Origin of the sequence: Streptomyces aculeolatus (genome assembly GCF_020400605.1) — a bacterium.
Classification (GTDB): Bacteria; Actinomycetota; Actinomycetes; order Streptomycetales; family Streptomycetaceae; genus Streptomyces; species Streptomyces aculeolatus.
This window is the reverse complement of the sequence record NZ_JAINRD010000012.1, coordinates 154,363-172,109: the sequence shown is the minus strand read 5'-3', so window position 1 is coordinate 172,109 and position 17,747 is coordinate 154,363. Positions and strand designations below refer to the sequence as shown.

Genomic DNA, 17,747 nt, shown 5'->3' with positions numbered 1-17,747 from the left:
ACGGTCAGTGGACCGTCAGCGCGGCTCCGTAGCGTCGGCGCCGTACCGGGGAGCGCACACCGCGCCCCCCAGACGACCGAGGAGAGACACCATGTCCGAGTCCATCGTGGTCTTCCCGCAGCCCGACGCCGACCCGAAGGGCACCCGCACGGTCTTCGAGGCCGGCGGGCGGCGGCTGACGCTGCTCGCCGTGCCGGACGAGGCGGAGGCGGCGCCGGTGATCGCCGAGCTGGTGGCGGAGGGGGCCGGACTGGTCGAGCTGTGCGGCGGGTTCGGCCCCGTGGGGGCGGCGAAGGTGATCGCCGAGGTCGGGGACCGGGTACCGGTCGGGGCGATCGGCTACGGCAGCGAGTCACTGGCCGCCATCTCCCGCTACCACCTGACGTTCCTGGCGGGGCAGGACCAGTCGGAGCTGTTCCTGCTCCTGCTGCCGGGCGCGGACCCGGCCCGGGACCGGCTGGTCGCCGAGCGCGCGGGCGGGTTCTCCTTCCGCGCGGTGGCGGTGCCGGACCTGGCCGCGGCGGAGCGGGAGGCCCGGGAGGTACGGGGGACGAAGGTGGGCCTGATCGAGATCTTCGGCGGCTTCGGCGCCGACGCCGCGGCCCGCATCCACGAGGCCGGCGGCGGCATCCCGGTGGGGTCGGTGACGTACGGCATCGAGTCGATGGACGCCGCCGCGGCCTTCCGCGCCGCCTGACCCCGGAGGTCCCGGCCCCGGGGCGCTCCCGGGGCCACCGGCCGTACGGCCGCCTCCGCGCGCTTCCACGCGCCCCGCACGCTCCTACGCGCCCCGCCGGCTACGCGCGCCCGCCCGCCGTGCCCGGCAGCCCCAGCAGGTCCTCGGTGCTCCCCGCCTCGGCCGGCAGCGCGTCGAGTGCCTCGGCGATCGTCCGCTCCTCGAAGCGGAAGTGCGACTCCATGATCGCGCCCAGCCCCTCCAACTCGCCCCGCACGCGTGCCGCGGCCCGCTCGTCCGGCTCCGCGGGCACGTCGTCGAGGACCCGCTCCAGGCTCTGCAGGAGGCCGCTGATCATGGCGTGGTCCTCCGCCATCTTCCCGATCAGCGGCCGCAGTTCGGGGTGGCGCGCGGTGAGCGCGGGGAACGCGCCGCGGTCCTCGCCCGTGTGGTGCGCGGTCAGCGCGGTGCAGAAGGCGAGGCAGTGGGCCTTGAGGTCGCGCGGCCGGGGACCGCCGGCCAGGTAGTCGTCGGTTTCCGTACGGAGCCGGGCCAGGTCGGTGCGCAGGCCGCGGTGGATGGCGAGGAGTTCCGCGCCGAGGGCGGCGAGCCGCGCACGGGATTCGGGGGACATGGGGCCATCCGATCACGGCGTACGGGGACGCCGGACCCGGGGCCGGGTACCAGCGGCCGGCCAAGCGACCGTCAAGCGTCGGCCAAATCCGCGGCATGACCCGCCCCGGGCGGCTCACCAGCGCATACGCTGCACAGCACGGTCCTGTCCCTGCCACGGGCGGCGTGGCAGGGACAGGAGCGGGGCCGGCGGCCCGCCGCCCGGCTCAGGGCGTGCGGCCGATGAACGCCAGCAGGCGGGTCTGCACGTCGGCGCTCTCCGGGACCTCGACGCGCGGGCCGTAGTGGCCGCTGCCGCGCAGCACCTCGTCCATCGGCAGCATCCCCGCCAGCAGGGCGGCGCACTTGGCCGGATCCAGCCGCTCGTCCTGGCCGGTCGCCCGGGCCAGATCCCAGGTGTGCATGAACACGTCGCCGGTGTAGAAGCGGTCGATGGCCTGTGCCAGCGGCAGGTCGCCGGTCTCCGGGTGCGACAGGGTCCTGCCCGCCGTGGCCGGGTCGTCCAGGACGGCCTGCACGGCGTCGTTGTGCACCTGCCACGCCCCCACCGGGTCCTCGTCCACCGGCGGGCCCTTCGGCAGCTCGATGCCGGCGCCCGCCTTCAGGAAGCCGGGGAACCACTCGACGAGGTGCCGGACGACGTCCCGCGCGACCCACCCCTCGCACGGCGCCGGGTCGTCCCACCGGTCCGCGGCGACGCCGCGGACGCGGGCCGTGAACTCGCCGGCGACCCGGCGGTGTTCGGCGGCGGCCCGGGTGCCGTCGAGCAGTTCGTCCAGCCGTTCGTAGCCCTCGCGGATGCCGGTCTCGGCGCCGCCGGCGATCATGCCGTCGCGGGATTCGAGCGAGTCCAGCAGCGAGGTGGTGGTCAGCCGGGTGCGCCCGCCGAGGTCCTCGAAGACGGCGGTCTCCAGGCTGACGCTGTCGGGCATGCCCTCGTAGGTGAAGGTCTGGACGATGCGCTCGGTGGGGCGCACCTCGTGGAACACGCCGTGGAAGGCGTAGTCGTTCCCCTCGTCGTCGGAGTGGACGTAGCGGTACGAGCCGTCGGTGCGGGCGTCGTAGCGCTCGATGGTCATGGTCAGCCCGCGCGGGCCGAGCCACTGGGCGACGAGGTCGGGGTCGGTGTGCGCGCGGAACACCCGCTCGGGCGGGGCCTCGAACTCCCGGGTGATCACGATGGTGGGGAGCACCGGGTCGACGGTGATCCCGGTCTCGTTGCGGTGGCGGGTGGGTGTGGTGCTCATGAGGCGTCTGCTTCCTTCGTCGTTCGGGGCGTCGGCACCGGCGGCGCGTCCTGGGCGTCCATCTGCTCCAGGACGGCGTCCAGGCGGCGGTAGCGGTCCTCCGCCGCGCGCCGGTAGCGCTCGATCCACTTCGTCATGAGGTCGAAGACCCCCGCCTCCAGGTGGCAGGGCCGCCGCTGGGCGTCCCGGGTGCGGCTGACCAGGCCGGCGTCCTCCAGGACGCGGATGTGCTTGGAGACGGCCTGCACGCTGACGTCGTACGGCTCGGCCAGCTCGTTGACGGTGGCGTCGCCCGCGGTGAGGCGGGCCACGATGTCGCGCCTGGTCGGGTCGGCGAGTGCGGAGAAGACCAGGGACAGCCGCTGGTCGGGCTCCGGCACGGGCTGGGGGGCCGAGGTCATGTCACGTCCTCAACTGATCGGTTGAACAACATGCTGGCACGCCGCCTCCGCGTGGTCAACCGATCGGTTGAATGAGCTGGTGGGGCTAGGGTCTGTCGTTTGGGTCTTGCCGCGAGCCCGGCGAAGACCCAAACGACAGACCCTAGGGACGGGTGACGCCGCAGCGGGCGCCCTCGCGGGCGGGGAGGAGGGGGAAGCGCAGGCGGTAGCGGTTGCGGGAGACCAGGCGGTAGAGGGCGGCGGCGGGGCGGCGTACGGGCCGTGCGGCGAGCGCGCGGCCCAGCACCCGGCCGGCGCGGTTCCCGCTGCGGAGCGTCCCGGCGATGGCCATGGCGCCGCCCGGCGGCGGGGCCGCCGCCCGGGGGTCGGCGGGCGCGTGCCCCGCCTCCCCGACGAGCACCACCTCGCGCAGCAGCCGCTCCTCCGGCACCCCGTAGGCCTCCGGGTCCACGGACTGCCACGGCACGATCCGCACCTCGGGCGCGAAGCGCCGGCGCCCGAAGTCGGCCCACCCCGTGCAGAAGCCGCAGTCACCGTCGTACAGCAGCACCATCGCGCGCCTCCCGCGTCCCGTGCTCCGTCCCGTCCGTCCCCTCCAGCATGGAGTGGTGCGGCAGCCCGGGCAAAGCCGGGGGCGCCCCGGGCGGCAGCGCCAGCCCGGCGCGGGCGAAGAGCGCGCGGTACTCGGCCAGGGTGCGTTCCCGCCCGGCCGTCAGCACCATCATCTCCACGTCGCTCAGCGCCACCGCCGTCTCCGCGTCCGGCTGCGTACCGGCCCCGCCGCCCGCCTCCGGCAGGACCAGCGCGGGCACCAGCACCCGCCCGCCGGGCCGCAGTGCCGCCCGGCAGGCGCGCAGCACGCGCACGCAGTCGTCGTCGCCGAAGTTGTGCAGGATGTTCTTCAGCAGGCAGGCGTCGGCCGGACCGCCGCCGCCCACCGGGACCGCGGCGAAGAAGTCGCCCTCCAGCAGCGCGCACCGGTCCGCGACCCCCGCCGCCCGCAGCACCGGCGGCGCCGCGGCAAGGGCCGCGGGGCGCTCCAGCAGGGTGCCGCGCAGGCGCGGGTACGCACGCAGCAGCGCGGCGAGCAGCGTGCCGTCGCCGCCGCCGACGTCCACGAGGTGGCCGATGCCGCCGAAGTCGAAGCCGGACACGACCTGTTCCGTCTGCGCCGCTGTCACCGTGCCCATCGCCCCGGTGAACCGCGCCGCCAGCGGCCCGTCCGTCTCCAGTGCCGTGAAGAGGCCGGTGCCGTGGGCGTGCCGGAAGGCGGACCCGCCGTCGCGTACGGCGTCCTCCAGCGCGCCGTACGCCCGCCACACCGCCGGCTCGCCGTACAGCTCTGCGAGCCGGCGCAGCCGCGGGTCGTCGCGGAACAGCTCGCCGAGCAGGGTCAGTTCGTAGTGCCCGCCGGGCCGTACGGTCAGCAGGCCCAGCGCCGACGCGGCGCGCAGCAGGCGGCGCAGGGAGGGTTCGTGGGTGCCGGTGGCGTGCGCGAGGCGGTCGGCGGGCAGGGCGGTGCCGGCCAGCGCGTCGGGTATGCCGAGGCGGACGAAGGCGCCGGTGACCCGGGAGAGCGCGAAGCCGTAGAGCAGGGTGCCGGTCGCGGCCCGTACGGCGGCGGCCTCCCCGGCGCCCGGCGCGCCGGCCCCGCTCCCGGCTCCGGGCGCCCCGGGCGGCCCGGCGTCCTGCCGCCCGCCGCCGCGCAAGGCGCCCGGCCCGCCCAGCGGTTCCGCGGCGCCGCGGCCTTCCTCCGCGGCGCGCGTCCCCTCCCGCCCCCGCGTACGCTCCCCGCCCCCGTCGTGCGTCGGCTCGCTCATGCCCCGGCCCTCCCGCTCGGCGTCCTCGTGCCCCGGAACGTAGGACCGCCCCCGCCGGCCGCGCATCCGCATTTCGCCGGAGGGGCCGCGGCACACGCGCGGGCTGCGGGGGATTGACAACCCCGGGCCGCCGCGAGACGCCCCCGCACGTAACCGGAACCGGCCGCCGCGTCAATCCTCAGAACTCCTCCGTACCCGCCGCCAAGACGGTGCATTGGCCGGATGCCCGGCCCGACCGCCGCACCTAGCTTCGGAGTCTCCCGACGAAAGGAAGAGGTCATGACCACGACCCTTCAGGCCCCCACGACGGAGGACTCCCGCATCGCCGTCTGGGCGCAGCAGCACGCGGCGGACCACGACGAGCACTTCGTCGCCCCGACCGACCGCGTCGTCCCGGTGCTCTTCACCCCGCTGATCGCGCTGACGGTCGCCGGGGCGGTCGGGTGCGCGCTCGGCCCGGTCACGAGCTTCGTCACCGCCTTCGGCTACCACGACGGCACCTCGCCCGACGCCCCGAACGGCGCCGCGCTCAGGGGGCGTTCGGTCGACCAGCTGACCGGCGGCCACCCGGGCATGGTCTGACGGCCGGCCCGCACCCCCGCCGCCGTACGGCCTGACGCCCCGGCACCGCCCGCACCTCGGTACCGCCCGGCGTCCGGCCGGCCGCGGCGCCCCCGGGCGGACGGCATCCCGCCGCCGCCCGGGGGCGCTCCGCCGTACCGCCCGAAGGGAGACCCCACCCATGACCACCAGCGCGCCACCGCCACCACCTTCCGCAGCCTCCGCCCGCCCGGCGGCCGGCCGGTTCGCCGCCCGGCTGTACCGCGGGCAGGACGACATCGACACCGTGTTCCGCAAGCTGGAGCTGATGACCTCCGTCGGCGCCACCATCGGCGCCGTCGAGCAGCTCGCCACCGCCGACACCCTCGCCGACGACGGCCTGTTCGCCTGGCCCGTGATGCGGCTGCGCGCCCCCCTGTGGTGGCGCAGCATCGGCGAGGAGCGGCTGGAGAAGGTCTTCGGCTACCCCGGCGTCGTCGGCCTGGTGCAGACCCGCGCCCTGACCGGCCTCGGCCTGCTGCTGCCCGGCGCCACCCGCGCGCAGCGCGGGGTGCTGGCCGCGACCATGTGCGGCACCGCCCACGGCCTGCACACCCGCATGGGCGGCTTCGGCCTCGACGGCTCCGACCACCTGACGTTCGTCAACTACGCGGTGTCCGCCGCCGAGAAGGCGTTCGGCCACGACCCGCGGGCCCGCGAGATGCTGGTGCGCTTCCTCGCCGCGCAGGTCTGCATGGCGTACTTCACCTCCGGCGCGGCCAAGCTGATCTCCCCGGTGTGGCGCGACGGCACGGCGATCCCGGAGATCTTCCGTACGAGCACCTTCGGCGACCCGCTGTTCCACCGCGCCGTACGCGACCGGCCGTGGCTGGCCAAGTCGGTGGCATGGGCGACGATCCTCGGCGAGATGGCGTTCCCGCTGGTGCTCGTCGCGCCGCGGCCCGTGGCGCGCGGGATCCTGGCCTCGGGCACGGCGTTCCACCTCGGCAACGCCCGCTTCATGGGCCTCAACCGCTTCGTGTGGTCGTACTGTTCGACCTACCCGGCGCTCGCGCACGTCTCCCGCTCGCTGGGCCCGCGCGCCCGCGCCGCCGCCCCGGCCGCCTCCCCGCGCACGTACGCCACCGCCGCCCGCACGGCCGCCGCCGGCCGGCTGCTCCGCGCCGCCGCCACCCCCCGCGGCGCCGCCGCCGTCACCGCGGGCGCCGGCCTCGCGCTGCTGGCCGGCGCCGCCGTCCGGCAGGCGAACCGGGTACGCGACGCCCGGCTGCGCCGCGACGCACCCGGCGAACTCCTCACCGTCGCCGGCCGGTCCGTCCACGTCCTGCCCCGCAACTCCGCCGCCGGCGGACCGTCCGTCGTCTTCGAGAACGGCCTCGCCGCCCCCGCCACCCAGTGGGGCTGGGTGCAGCGCGGCCTCGGCCCGCGGACGCCGAGCGCCGCGTACGACCGGCCCGGCATCGGCTGGAGCGACGCCGCCGCCCGGCCGCAGGGCCCCGACGAGGCCGCCGACGTCCTCGCCGAGACCCTGCACGCGCTCGGGCTCGACCCCCCGTACGTCCTCGTCGGCCACTCCATCGGCGGCCTGCTGATCCGCACCTTCGCCCGCCGCCACCCCGAAGCCACCGGCGGCCTGGTGTTCGTGGACGCCACCCACCCCGAGCAGTTCGTCCGCTCCCCGCGGCAGCGCGAGGCGCTGCCCTGGATCCGGCAGCGCATGACGACGACGGGGCTGCAGGCGGCGTTCGGGCTGCTGCGCTACTCCGGCCGCCCGCAGCAGATGAGCGGGCTGCCCGAGCCGCTGGGCGAGGCCACGGCGCGGATCGTGCGCCGGCCGCGGCTGTGGCGTACGGCGCGCGAGGAACTGGCCGAGTCGCAGCGCACCTGGTGCTCCGACGCGCGGCTGCCGCTGCCCGCCACCGACACCCCGGTCGCGGTGGTGACCGCGGGCGAGACGGTGCGCAGCGACCCGCTGCACGCCGAGTTCCAGCGCGAGTTGGCGCTGCTGTCGACGGTGTCGAGGCACGACGTGGTCGAGGAGGCGGGACACGAGTCGCTGGTGCTGGACGAGGCGCACGCGGCGCACGTCGTACGGGCCGTGGAGTGGGCGCGTACGCGCGCGGCGAAGGGCGCCGCCCGCGGCGCACCCCCGCAGGCCGCGGCGAAGGACCCGGTCCCCGACGGCGCCCGAGGAGAGAGCGCATGACCACCCCCACCGCCCTCCCGCAGACCGCCGCCCGCTACGGGCTCTACGGGGTGCTCGCCTCCTGGCTGGGCCTCACCGCGGCCAAGCAGTTCCGCAGGACCCCGAAGTTCCTCACCCGCATCGACCCCATCAACACGGCGATCCCCGTGACCACGTTCTTCGCCCCCAACCCCGGCCGCTCCGACATCCACGTGCTGGCGCGCGAGCGGCTGGCGGACGGCACCACCACCGAGTGGTCCGAGTACCCGATGCTGGAGAGGCGCACGATCCGGCACATGCTCTGGCACCCCGGCCGGCGGGTGGAGAAGCTGCTGCCCGACACGGTCTCGGAGCTGACCCAGCTCGCGCTGGACGAGAAGCGCATCGAGGTGCTCCAGCTGACCATCCCCTATCTGGCGCTGCTCACGTTCGTCACGCACCACTGCCCGCACCCGCCGGGCTCCCGGCAGGTGCAGTTCCTCGTGGTGTCCTCCGGCGGCTTCGACGAGGAGGAGGAGCCGCGCACGCTCTTCGCGTCGGACTTCCACGAACTGCCGCAGAACCGCCGCACCTGAAGGCCGTACGCGACGGGCGTACGCCCCGGCTCCGCACCCGGCGTGCCGCGCCTGCCTCAGGCGCGGTGCGCCGGGTGCGCGATCAGCGACTGCCGCAGCGCGGCGATCACCGCCTGCGTCCGGTTCCCGGCCCCCAGCTTGCGCAGGATGTGCCCCACGTGCGTGGACACCGTCGCCGGGCTGATGCACAGCGAGCGGGCGATGGCCCCGTTGGACATGCCCGCGGACATCAGGCTCAGCACCCGCTGCTCGCGCTCGGTCAGCACGTCCACGCCGACGGTCAGCGGCCCGCTGAGCACGTCGCTCAGCCGCCGCGATACCCGGCGCAGCAGCCGCGGCGAGACGAACAGGTCCCGGGAGGCCGCCGCGTACAGACCGGCCGCCGTGTCGAACACCGAGTCGTCCGGCAGCATCACGGCCGACGCGCCCAGCGCCAGCGCCTGCGCCACCTGGCTCTCCTCGCCCCCGCAGACGACGGCCAGCGGCCGCGGCCGGCCCACGCCCCCGGCACCCGCCCCCGCCCCGACGCCGTCGTCCTCTGCCCGGTACTCGCCGGCCACCCGTGGCGGCAGCAGCCGCCGGAACTCCCGTACGGACTCCCCGGTGGCCGCCGCCGGGCGCGCGAGCCAGACGTCCACCCGCCCGGCCTCGGCGCGCGAGACGGCGTCCGCCACCACGGTGCTGCTCAGCACGATGTCGATGTGGAATCTGTCGAGTGCGAGCCCGAGCACGTGCGAAAGGTGCCGGCGGTCAGGCGTCACTATCCCGATGGAAAGCACGCGAACTCACCTCACTGATACGGAAACGGTCGCGCAGTCAACCCGACTGGTCAATGCGCAAGCTACCGCCGTACCGGTGGGTGTCCCGCGCGTGGAACCCGGCGGATCCTGCCCGGTTCGGCCCGTTTCCCCGGCCGCCGACCGGGCCCTGAACGGGCGGGACTTCGCCGCCCGCCCGCCCCGCGGAGCCCGCTTGTGGCGAAAACAGCCCTGTATCGTGGCCGACTTCCGCCCCACGCGCGCCTGGCGTCGCGTACGCGCACGGGCCCGCGGACTCCGGCTGGCCCCCGGTACGGCCGGGGGGTGGCGCCAGGAGCCGGAGGGGTGGCAGCCGGAGGGAACCGGCGCCGCCGCGCCCCTAGCGTTCCGGCGTATGAGAACTCCCGCGCCGCGCCCCTCGCGCCGCTCCCTGCTCGCCGCCGGATCCGCCGCTGCCGCCGCGCCCGTGCTGGCCTCCGCCCCGGCCCACGCGAAGGCGGCCGGGCCCCGGGTCCCCGACGCACCCGGCGAGTTCGACGAGCTGGACATCGCCGAACTGCGCCGCCGCATGGCCGCGGGGCGGCTCGACGCCGTCCGGCTCACCCGCCACTACCTGGAGCGGATCGAGCGCGTCGACCCCCTCCTCCGCTCCGTCATCGAGGTCAACCCCGACGCGCTGCGCGAGGCGCGGAAGCTGGACGCCGAACGGCGGCCCCGCGGCCCGCTGCACGGCATGCCCGTGCTGCTGAAGGACATGTTCGAGACCGCCGACCGGATGCACACCACCGCCGGTTCGTACGCCCTGGAGGGCATGCGGGTCCGAACGGACTCCGCCGTCGCCGCCCGGCTGCGCGCCGCCGGCGCCGTCATCCTGGGCAAGACCAACCTCAGCGAGTGGGCCGGCGGCATGTCGCTGACCCACCACGCCGGGTGGAGCGCCCGCGGCGGGCAGACCGCCAACCCGTACAAGCTGGACCGCTCGCCCAACGAGTCCAGCTCCGGCACGGGCGCCGCCGTCGCCGCGAACCTGTGCGTCGCCGGCATCGGCACCGAGACGAACGGCTCGATCCTCGACCCGTCCTCCGCCAACTGCCTCGTCGGCGTCAAGCCGACCGTCGGGCTCGTCGGCCGCGGCGGGATGATCCCCGGGGTGCCCAGCCAGGACAGCGCCGGCCCGATGGCCCGTACCGTACGGGACGCCGCGGTCATGCTCGGCACCCTCGTCGGCGTCGACCCGCGCGACCCCGCGACCGAGGCGAGCCGCGGCCGCCACCACCGCGACTACACCCGCTTCCTCGACCCCGACGGGCTGCGCGGCGCCCGGATCGGCGTGCCGCGCGACGTCTACTTCGGCTACAGCCACCACGCCGACGAGATCGCCGAGGAGGCGATCGACGCGCTGCGCGCCGCGGGCGCCACGGTCGTCGACCCGGCCGGCATCCCCACCGCCGGCGAGCTGGAGGACCTGCCGGGCCAGGTCGTCGTCCAGGTCCACGAGTTCAAGCGCGAGATCAACGCCTACCTGGCCGGCGCTGCCGGCGACCACCCGCGCAGCCTCGCCGAGCTGATCGAGTTCAACCGCGAACACGCCGACCGCGAGCTGCAGTACGTCCGGCAGGACGGGCTGGAGACCGTGCACCGGCTGGAGTACGGCGAGGACGAGTACCGGGAGGCGCTGGCGGTCAACCACCGGCTGTCGCGCGCCGAGGGCATCGACGCGGTGCTGCGCAGGCACCGCCTCGACGCGCTCGTCATGCCGACCAGCGGGCCGCCGGCCAAGATCGACCTGATCCGCGGCGACTCCTACGGCGGCGGCTCCTCGACCCCGGCCGCGCTCGCCGGCTATCCGGCGGTGAGCGTGCCGGCGGGGTTCGCGTTCGGGCTGCCGGTCGGGCTGACGTTCATGGGGACGGCGTGGAGCGAACCGACGCTGCTGCGGCTGGCGTACGCGTACGAGCGCGCGACCGCCGTGCGCAGGCCGCCACAGTTCCGGGCGCCGGACGTGGGCCTGTGAGGCTCCCGCCCGCCCCCGCTGCGCCGCGCCCGTTCCTCAGTGGACTGACATCATCGCGCGGATGTCAGCGCATAGCTGTCAGCGCATAGCTGTCAGCGCGTGGGTGTCAGCGCGCCGGCGTCAGTGCGCGATGCCGTCGATCAGGTCGCGCGCGCCCTGCCGCAGCAGCGCGAGGGCGACCGACGTGCCGAGGTCCGGCGGGGTGAGCCGGCCCGCGGACTCGCGGGCGTCGAGCACGGTCTTGCCGTCCGAGCTGAACACCCGGCCGCGCAGCCACAGTTCATCGGGCCCGGCGGTGGCGAAGCCGGCGATGGGGCTGTTGCAGTGGCCCTGGAGCACGTGCAGGAACATCCGCTCCGCCATCGCCTCGCGGTACGTCTCCGGGTGGTTGAGGTCGCTGACGACGTCGATGGTCGCCGTGTCGTCCTCGCGGCACTGCAGCGCCAGGATCCCGGCGCCCAGCGGCGGGCACATCGTCTCCACGGACAGCACCTCGGTGATGACGTCGGTGCGGCCGATGCGTTCGAGGCCGGCCACGGCCAGCAGCAGCGCGTCGACCTCCCCGGCGTGCAGCTTCGCGAGCCGCCGGTTGGCGTTGCCGCGGAACGGCACGCACTCCAGGTGCGGGTACGAGGCGCTCAGCTGCGCGACCCGGCGCACGGAGGACGTGCCGACGCGGGTGCCCGCGGGCAGGTCGTCGAGCCCGAGGCCGCCGGGGTGGATCAGGGCGTCGCGGATGTCGTCGCGGCGCAGGAACGCGGCGAACGTCGTCCCGGCCGGCAGCGGCCGGTCCGCGGGCACGTCCTTGACGCAGTGCACCGCGAGGTCCGCGTGGCCGGTGAGCAGCGCGGCGTCGACCTCTTTGGTGAACGCGCCCTTGCCGTCGACCTGGGACAGGTCGCCCAGCCACTTGTCGCCGGTGGTCTTCACCGGCACGACCTCGGTGCGGATGCCGGGGTGCAGCTCGGCCAGGCCGGCGCGGACGCGCTCGACCTGGGCGAGGGCCATGGGGGAGTCGCGCGAGACGATGCGGATGAGCTCGGGCACGGACATGGCGTACACGATAGTCCGTCAGATACGGGCCCTCCTGCCGGGCCCGGGCCCCCGCGGCTGAAGGGCCCCCGACGTGCTGCGGACGTGCGGCGGACGTGCTATGGACACTCGTCGGGCGTGCGGAGCGCTCTTCTCGGAACGGCCGCCGCCCGGGAGCCCGCAGCGGGCTCCCGGGCGGCGGATGTGCCCGGCCGGCGCCGGCCGGCTTCCCGTCAGCCCTTCCTGACGCCGGGGACGGTGAACGACGGCGGGCCCGCGGGGAGCTCCACCGTGTACTGCCGGAGGTACGTGTCCAGGAACGGCGAGCGCTCGCCGCCCGTCGCCACGTCGTCGGCGGTGCCGTCCAGGGCCAGGTTCAGCGTGGCGTTCCTGACCTCGATCGTCTCGCCCGACGGGGTGTCGCGCCACGAGCCCGTCTGGATGGTGCCGATCTCCACGGCCAGCACGTGCCCGGCCGCCAGCCGCCAGTCGGTCGACTTCAGGTCGACGGTGAACCGGCCCCGCTCCAGCAGCGAGACCTGCTCGTCGAACATCACGGCGGTGCCGTCGGGGGCGACGTCGTACAGCTTGAACATGACGTTGCCCGAGCCCTTGGCGTGCAGGGAGACCTGCGGGGTGCCCGTGATGCGGACGTCCCGCTCGATCGGCTTCGACCAGGCGAAGAAGCTCGACGCGACCTCGCCGGCCCGCTGCTGCTTCGCGGCCTCCTTCGCCAGCCCCCGCGGGGCGGCCGGCTCCAGGGCGGGCGCGTTCTCCATGTCCCACGTGCCGGACGGCTGTTCGGGCGTGCCGGGTGCGGCGCGGCCGGAGGCGGTGAGGCCGGCGCGGGCGGACGCGCCGCCGTCGTCGACGTACGAGCCGCCGCCCAGGGAGATGCCCGCGCGCCGCTCGACGACCGGCCAGGTGCTCTGCGCGCGCCAGTCGCCGCTGTTGTCCTCCATGGCGTACTTCGGGTACCGGACGGTCGGCTTCTCGCCCTTCAGGTACTGGTCGAAGAAGGAGAGCGTCTCGTCGTACCAGCCCTCGCGCCCCATCGCCAGCCGGCCGTCGGGCACGCGGTCACCGCCGCGTACGTGGTCCCACTGGCCGAGCCAGCCGCGCTCGGGGCCGCGGTGGTTGCGCAGGTACTCCTCCATCTCCTCGGGCTTGGTGTTGGGCTCGATGAAGCCCTGCGTGATGAAGAGGGGAGTGTCGCTGCCCTTGGCGAGGCGCGCCAGGTCGCGGGACTTCCAGTGCTTGCTGTCCTGGTCGGAGATCCGGTAGCCGGCGGAGTTCTCCGTCAGGCACTCCGGATGCGTCTCCTCCCAGCGGGCGTTGGCCGCGTAGCGGGGGTCGTCGTCGGCCATCGGGGGGATGGTGGCGATGCCGTTGTACGCGTTGGCCGTGCCGGTGACGTTGGGGCGGGGCACGCCGTTGGAGTAGATGTACTGGTACATGTCCCAGACCGGCTCCTGCGACACGACGGCCTTCAGGGCCCGCTGGTCCAGGTTGTTGCCGATCAGCCCGGTCACGCCGTCGTACGACTTGCCGTACATGCCGACCGCGCCGGTCGACCACGGCCGGCTCGCGGCCCAGTCGATCGCCGCTTCCACGTCGGCCTGCTCACCGGGCCCGGCCCAGTCGAGGCAGCCCGTGGAGCCGCCGAAGCCGCGCAGGTCGACCATCACGAAGGCGTAGCCCTCCGCGAAGACGTCCGCGCCCTCGGTGAAGTCCTGGAACCGCGAGGACGGCCCGGTGTGCGACCAGCCCTCGTCGCCGGTCGCCCCGGCGTGCGCGAAGTAGGGCCCGACGGACAGGATGACGGGCACCTCCTCGCCCTTCTCCAGCCCTTCGGGCAGCAGCACGTCGGCGTGCAGCTCGGTACCGGAGTCGTCGGCGGAGGGGAAGTAGTGCTGCGTCCATTCCGCGCCCTCGGGCACGCGGTCGTTCTCGTCGTGTGTGACGGGATCCGTGGCGGTGGCGATACGGGCCTGGTGGCCGGCCGCGTTCGCGTCGGGCGCCGCGGTCGCGGGCCCGGCGAGTGCGCCGGTCGCCGCAAGGGTGGCGGCGAGTGCGGAGGCGGCCCAGGCGGCCGCGTGACGTCTCTTCACATGCTCCTCCGGAATGACGGTACGGAGTTGTGGGGGGACGGCGGCTGGGCGCACCCGGGAAAACCACACGTCGCGGGCGCGACCGGGACCGACGCGTGGAGCGTATGATCACTTCGCGTACACGTCAACGAGCCCGTACGCCCCGCCTGTTGGCCGGGCCGTACGGGCTCGTGCGAGGCGGTGCTACGCCGCGGCGCCCGCGCCGGTCCGGCGCACCGCGGCCGCCGGGGCGGGGCGGCGGTCGAGCAGCGGGCCGAGCGCCAGCAGCGCCAGCCCGGCCAGGGCCCAGCAGGCGAGGACCGCGAGCGGGCCCGCGGCGCCGCTGCCGTCGAAGTAGGCGACGGAGCGGACCAGGGAGCCGCCCGCGCCCGGCGGCAGCAGCCGGCCGAGCGCCCCCACCGGTTCCGGCAGCATCTCGGGGGCCGAGGTGACGCCGGAGAACGGGTTGCCCAGCAGCATCACCAGCAGGCTGCCCACCCCCATCCCGGCGCGGCCGAGCACCGCGGCGAGGCCCGCGACCCCCGCGGCGCCCGCCAGGACCGTCAGGCCCAGCGCGCCGGCCTCGGCCCACCAGTCGCCGGCCAGGGCGCCGAGCCAGCTGTCGGCCACCGCGGCGGCGACGAGCCCGATCGCCGCGGACGCGCCGGCCACGGCGAGCACCGCGCGGCCGCCCCGCAGGCCCAGCAGCGTGACCAGCCCACCGGCCGCGATGCCGGCCAGCGCCAGCGGCAGGACGCTGGAGTTGAGGGCGGAGCCGCGCGGGTCCGCCGCGGGCAGCGGGACCACGTCCTGTGTGGGCACGGGCCGCCCGGCCTGCCGGCCGACGGCCTCGGTGAGCAGCTGCGCCACGCTGGGCCCGGCGGCGGAGGCCACCAGCAGCTCGGGTCCGCCGGGGGTGGCGACGACGGCGCCGTAGACCTCCCGCTCCTCGATGGCGGTGCGGGCGGCGGCCGCGCCGGCGTACCTGTGCACCTCAAAGGCGCCGTCGCGCTCGGCGAGCTGCGCCTCGACCGGCGCCGTCGCCCGGGCCGGACCGGCGACGCCGAGGGGCAGGTCGCGCGGCGCCAGCCTGGCGTTGGGCCAGACGAAGGCCCAGAGGGCGAGGGCGATCAGCGCCGGGACCAGGACGACGACCGCGAGCACGCTGCGGGTGGAGGACATCGGAAGCCTCGATCGTAAAGAGAAGGATCGTTCGTTTTACGAGCCTCACTCTGCGCGGGGGCGTCGGAACTTGTCAAGAAGGAACGTTCGTTTTAAGGTCGGGACCATGGCTCGCGTATCCCAGGCCCACCTGGACGCCCGGCGCCGGCAGATCCTCGACGGCGCGCGCCGCTGCTTCACGCGCAACGGCTTCCACGCCACGTCCATGCAGGACGTCTTCCAGGAGACCGGCCTGTCCTCCGGCGCCGTCTACCGCTACTTCCGCGGCAAGAACGACCTGATCACGGCCGTCGCCGAGGAGGCGTTCGAGCGGATGCGGCTGGCCTTCGAGTCGGCCGGCCGCGAGGCCCCGCTGCGCCCCCTCGACGACGTGATCGACGAGGTGCTGAGCCACGTGCTGGAGGAGCACGAACGCGAGTCGGGGACCGACCGGCCGGGCGCGTTCGCCGAGCTGATCGTGCAGGTGTGGAGCGAGACCCTGCGCGACGGGCAGCTGGCCGCGACGCTGAACGCCGGCTACGACCGGATGCGCGTCATGTGGGCCGAGCTGGTCCGCACCTACCAGGACGCGGGCCGGCTGCGCGCCGACGTCCCCACCGACCACGTGGTGCGCGCCCTGATGGCGCTCGTCCAGGGGTCGATCGTGCAGCGCGCGGTGTTCAAGGACGTCGAGGTCGAACTCCGCAGCGGCCTGCGGGCACTGCTCTCGCCGCACGCCTGAGCCGCCGGCCGGTCTCCCGGTCGGCGGCTCAGGCGTCCGGTCAGCCGCAGAAGGCCTCGTCCAGGAGGGCGTCCACGGAGTCGTCGAGGTCGGCGCTGTGGTCGGGCGTGAGCGCGACGGTGACCTGTCGGCGCAGGTCAGGCGTGGTGAACGACCAGGTCTGGTACGCCATGGCGTCGCCGTCGTTGCCGTACACCGTCGTCCCGCACGCGGTGTCCTTCCAGGCCAGCCCCAGCCCGTACGAGCGGCCCTCGAAGGACGGCGTGCGCATCTCGTCCAGCAGCCGGTCCGGCAGCAGCCGCCCGCCGATCAGTGCGGCGAAGAACCGGTCGAGGTCGCCCGCCGTGGAGATCATCTCGCCGCCCGCGCCGAACAGCGACGGGTTCATCTCCGTGAAGTCGACGAGCCGGATCCCGCCCTCCTGCTCGATCGGGACGTAGCCCCGCGGGTGCGCTCCGCGGATGCGCGGGTACGTCCCGGGCAGCGAGGTGTGGTGCAGGTGCAGCGGCCGGATGATCCGGCGCCCGACCTCCTGGGCGTACGGGCGCCCGGTGGCCTCCTCGATGATCTGACCGAGCAGGACGTAGCCGGTGTTGGAGTACGCGTAGGCGCTGCCCGGCGGCGTCGATGTCGGCGGGTGGGCGACGGCGCGCGCGATCTGCTCCTGCGGGGTCCACGTCCGGTCGCGGTAGTCGAGGAACGCCGGGTCGGGCGGGACGGCCAGGGTGCGCTTGTAGTCGTAGATCCCGCTGGTGTGGCCCAGCAGGTGCCGCACGGTGATGTCGCCGCCGTCCGGGACGACACCCGGCAGCCACTTCTCGACCGGGTCGTCCAGCCGCAGCCGGCCCTCGTCGGCGAGTTGCAGGACGACGGTGGCGACGAACGTCTTCGTGATGCTGCCGATCCGGAACCGGCCGCGCTCCGGGACCGCCCGCTCCGTGTCCCGCTCGGCGACGCCGCTGGTGCCGCGCCACACGCGCCGCCCGTCGCGCACCTCCACGAGCGCGCCCACCGCGCCCTCGGCCACCAGGCCGTCCAGCCGCTCCTGGAGCCCCGCGTGCCGGGGCGGCTCGCCGCCCCGTGCCGGTGCGGCGGCGACAGATCCGGTCGCCACCGCCACCACTGCCGTCGCCGCCGCCAGCACTCTCCGTACCCGCTTCACTCGGTCCACCTGCGCTCTCGTCCTGCCTGTCTCGTACGCAACGAGCCTGCGGCAGACGGGCGTCGGCGGCGATGGGGCTGGTCGGCATCCCGGACCGGGGGTTTTCCCCACCCGGCCCCGGACGCGGACGGGCCCGCGGCCGGACCGCACCCGGTGGCATCCCGGGCCGGCCCGGCCTCGGGCCGTGCCGGCAGGCCGGACCTCGTCCGGCCCTGCCTTCGTGCCCTACCTGCGTGCCTTCTGGCGGAAGGCCACGGTCATCCCCGCGGCCATCAGCCCGAGCAGGGCCGTGGCACCACCGACGAAGCAGTTGCTCCAGATGGCGCCGTTGGGGGCGGTGTTCGCGCTGGTGACCACCCAGGGCGAAATCACCAGCCAGGCGCCGAGGGGCACGGCGAGCCAGGCCAGACCCGACGTCCGCTCGGGGGCGAGCGCCAGCGCGAGTCCGATCAGGCCGATGGTGATGCCGACGATGAGGTTGTTGACGGCAAGGTTGGTGTTCCCCGTGAAGTGCACGACCCAGGGCGAAATCGCGGCAAACAAGCCGGCGAGCAGGATCAGTCCTTCGAGGGCAACCACACCACTTCCGGCCGTCGTGCGATCGAATCGCTCTCGCATCTCGCCCACGTCGGGGTGCGAGGTCATGTCGGTGGTGTGTTGCTGGTGCGACATGGTTGCTGCCTCCTCTCC

The 17,747-nt window shown here is 75.0% G+C and carries 17 protein-coding genes; 6 read left to right on the top strand and 11 right to left on the bottom strand.

Annotated elements, in window-relative coordinates:
• Nucleotides 1-91 precede the first annotated feature (91 nt).
• The gene (locus tag LG396_RS21120) at nt 92-697 is read left to right on the top strand and encodes a DUF6506 family protein (protein WP_225795935.1); all 606 of its coding nucleotides are present in this window, start codon (nt 92-94) and stop codon (nt 695-697) included.
• Between the two features lie 100 nt (nt 698-797).
• Here the strand turns inward: LG396_RS21120 and LG396_RS21115 are convergent, their stop codons facing one another.
• From LG396_RS21115 to LG396_RS21095, 5 genes are all read right to left on the bottom strand, one after another.
• A complete protein-coding gene (locus LG396_RS21115; protein WP_100298866.1) occupies nt 798-1,310 on the bottom strand; it encodes a hemerythrin domain-containing protein in 513 nt (170 codons plus the stop codon).
• Between the two features lie 205 nt (nt 1,311-1,515).
• A complete protein-coding gene (locus tag LG396_RS21110) occupies nt 1,516-2,556 on the bottom strand; it encodes a TIGR03086 family metal-binding protein (RefSeq protein ID WP_225795934.1) in 1,041 nt (346 codons plus the stop codon).
• On the bottom strand, nt 2,553-2,957 hold the full coding sequence (locus LG396_RS21105) for an ArsR/SmtB family transcription factor (protein ID WP_225795933.1): 405 nt from the start codon (nt 2,955-2,957) through the stop codon (nt 2,553-2,555). Before LG396_RS21105 ends, LG396_RS21110 begins: the two co-directional genes overlap by 4 nt.
• Before the next feature lie 142 nt (nt 2,958-3,099).
• Entirely contained in the window at nt 3,100-3,510 is a 411-nt protein-coding gene (locus LG396_RS21100) for a thiol-disulfide oxidoreductase DCC family protein (RefSeq protein WP_225795932.1), read from the bottom strand.
• Nucleotides 3,488-4,843, bottom strand: coding sequence for a methyltransferase (locus LG396_RS21095; protein WP_372483542.1), 1,356 nt, complete (start codon nt 4,841-4,843; stop codon nt 3,488-3,490). The genes LG396_RS21100 and LG396_RS21095 overlap by 23 nt, the downstream gene beginning before the upstream one ends.
• A gap of 213 nt (nt 4,844-5,056) precedes the next feature.
• Here LG396_RS21095 and LG396_RS21090 point away from each other — a divergent pair, with 213 nt between their 5' ends.
• From LG396_RS21090 to LG396_RS21080, 3 genes are all read left to right on the top strand, one after another.
• On the top strand, nt 5,057-5,359 hold the full coding sequence (locus LG396_RS21090; RefSeq protein WP_037754226.1) for a hypothetical protein: 303 nt from the start codon (nt 5,057-5,059) through the stop codon (nt 5,357-5,359).
• Between the two features lie 160 nt (nt 5,360-5,519).
• Nucleotides 5,520-7,544 carry an alpha/beta fold hydrolase gene (locus tag LG396_RS21085; RefSeq protein ID WP_225795930.1) on the top strand — a complete coding sequence of 675 codons (2,025 nt, stop codon included), beginning with the start codon at nt 5,520-5,522 and terminating at the stop codon, nt 7,542-7,544.
• Nucleotides 7,541-8,098 (top strand): hypothetical protein, encoded by a 558-nt coding sequence (locus LG396_RS21080; RefSeq protein WP_100298860.1) that lies wholly within the window; start codon nt 7,541-7,543, stop codon nt 8,096-8,098. Before LG396_RS21085 ends, LG396_RS21080 begins: the two co-directional genes overlap by 4 nt.
• Nucleotides 8,099-8,154: 56 nt before the next feature.
• On the opposite strand, the gene LG396_RS21075 is transcribed toward LG396_RS21080, so the two are convergent.
• The gene (locus LG396_RS21075) at nt 8,155-8,829 is read right to left on the bottom strand and encodes a helix-turn-helix transcriptional regulator (RefSeq protein WP_225795929.1); all 675 of its coding nucleotides are present in this window, start codon (nt 8,827-8,829) and stop codon (nt 8,155-8,157) included.
• Between the two features lie 421 nt (nt 8,830-9,250).
• On the opposite strand from LG396_RS21075, the gene LG396_RS21070 reads away from it, so the two are divergent.
• Nucleotides 9,251-10,870: an amidase gene (locus tag LG396_RS21070; RefSeq protein WP_225795928.1), complete on the top strand. Its 1,620-nt coding sequence runs from the start codon at nt 9,251-9,253 to the stop codon at nt 10,868-10,870.
• 120 nt (nt 10,871-10,990) lie between these two features.
• On the opposite strand, the gene hemC is transcribed toward LG396_RS21070, so the two are convergent.
• From hemC to LG396_RS21055, 3 genes are all read right to left on the bottom strand, one after another.
• Nucleotides 10,991-11,923 (bottom strand): hydroxymethylbilane synthase, encoded by a 933-nt coding sequence (gene hemC / locus LG396_RS21065; RefSeq protein ID WP_026276125.1) that lies wholly within the window; start codon nt 11,921-11,923, stop codon nt 10,991-10,993.
• 212 nt (nt 11,924-12,135) lie between these two features.
• Complete coding sequence (locus LG396_RS21060) at nt 12,136-14,013, bottom strand: CocE/NonD family hydrolase (RefSeq protein ID WP_037754214.1); 1,878 nt, start codon at nt 14,011-14,013, stop codon at nt 12,136-12,138.
• Between the two features lie 183 nt (nt 14,014-14,196).
• Nucleotides 14,197-15,174, bottom strand: coding sequence for an ABC transporter permease (locus tag LG396_RS21055; protein WP_225795927.1), 978 nt, complete (start codon nt 15,172-15,174; stop codon nt 14,197-14,199).
• A 106-nt stretch (nt 15,175-15,280) separates the two neighbouring features.
• On the opposite strand from LG396_RS21055, the gene LG396_RS21050 reads away from it, so the two are divergent.
• Nucleotides 15,281-15,895 carry a TetR/AcrR family transcriptional regulator gene (locus tag LG396_RS21050; protein WP_100298854.1) on the top strand — a complete coding sequence of 205 codons (615 nt, stop codon included), beginning with the start codon at nt 15,281-15,283 and terminating at the stop codon, nt 15,893-15,895.
• Between the two features lie 40 nt (nt 15,896-15,935).
• On the opposite strand, the gene LG396_RS21045 is transcribed toward LG396_RS21050, so the two are convergent.
• On the bottom strand, nt 15,936-17,066 hold the full coding sequence (locus LG396_RS21045; protein WP_225795926.1) for a serine hydrolase domain-containing protein: 1,131 nt from the start codon (nt 17,064-17,066) through the stop codon (nt 15,936-15,938).
• A gap of 216 nt (nt 17,067-17,282) precedes the next feature.
• Nucleotides 17,283-17,729, bottom strand: a complete 447-nt coding sequence (locus LG396_RS21040) for an SPW repeat protein (RefSeq protein WP_018835210.1) — start codon at nt 17,727-17,729, stop codon at nt 17,283-17,285.
• Between the last annotated feature and the right edge of the window lie 18 nt (nt 17,730-17,747).